The following is a 1,093-nucleotide window of genomic DNA, read 5'->3' as shown; positions in this document are numbered from 1 at the left end:
AAACGAAGACGACGTCCACCTTTAACAACTTTTGTAACACGGTTGACAGCAACTACGCGTTCTTCTAATTCAACTGCATTGTCTTTAAATGCCATTTTCTAGTGTCCTCCTATTAGAATTTCAATCCGTTTTCACGAGCTGCATCAGCCAAAGCTTTCACACGTCCGTGATATAGATATCCACCGCGGTCGAACACCACTTCTGAAATACCTTTAGCGTTTGCACGTTCTGCAACGAGTTTACCGACAGTAACGGCTTGTTCAGTTTTAGTTCCTTTTGAAACTTCTTTGTCAAGAGTTGAAGCACTTGCGAGCGTTACACCCGCTACGTCATCAATCACTTGAGCGTAGATGCCTGTATTAGAACGGAATACGTTCAAACGTGGGCGATCAGCAGTTCCAGAGAGTTTTCCGCGAACGCGACGGTGGCGTTTTTGGCGGAGTTTGTTTTTATCTGGTTTAGAAATCACAGTTTTCACCTCTTTAGTTTTAAATCGTGTGCTATGCACTAAGTTGGAAAATAGGTTGGTGGTTATAAATCAACCACTCAACATTATTTACCTGTTTTACCTTCTTTACGGCGAACGAATTCACCAACGTAACGGATACCTTTACCTTTATATGGTTCTGGTGAACGAAGGCTACGTACGTAAGCAGCTGTTTGACCAACTACTTCTTTTGAAATTCCGCTAACAACGATTGTTGTTGGGTTTGGAAGTTCAAAAGTAATTCCTTCTGGAGCTTCAACTTCGTCTGGATGAGATTTACCAACAGCCAAAACAAGTTTTTTACCTTGAAGTTGTGCACGGTAACCAACCCCGCGCATTTCAAGTTCTTTCTTGAATCCTTCTGATACACCAATTACCATGTTGTTCAAAAGGGCACGAGTAGTTCCATGGATTGTTTTCATTTCTTTTGAATCGTTTGGACGGTGAAGAGTTACTTCAGTACCTTCCACACGAATTTCAATATCTTTTGAGAACTCACGAGTAAGTTCTCCTTTAGGTCCTTTTACAGTTACAACGTTGTCATTGTTAGTGATTTCAACACCAGCAGGCAACACGATAACTTTATTACCAATACGTGACATGTTT

General features: G+C 41.2%; 2 protein-coding genes and 1 pseudogene. All 3 read right to left on the bottom strand.

From position 1 onward, the window contains the following. Positions 1-95 (bottom strand): annotated as a pseudogene (gene rpsE / locus PCY17_RS12155) (30S ribosomal protein S5); the annotation flags it as partial. A gap of 17 nt (positions 96-112) precedes the next feature. After that, entirely contained in the window at positions 113-469 is a 357-nt protein-coding gene (rplR, locus tag PCY17_RS12150) for a 50S ribosomal protein L18 (protein ID WP_004244055.1), read from the bottom strand. A gap of 83 nt (positions 470-552) precedes the next feature. Then, entirely contained in the window at positions 553-1,089 is a 537-nt protein-coding gene (rplF, locus tag PCY17_RS12145) for a 50S ribosomal protein L6 (protein ID WP_000086623.1), read from the bottom strand. Between the last annotated feature and the right edge of the window lie 4 nt (positions 1,090-1,093).

This window comes from Streptococcus sp. SO2, assembly GCF_030440025.1.
The sequence above is the reverse complement of the archived record's forward strand: the minus strand, read 5'-3'. Positions and strand labels throughout refer to the sequence as shown.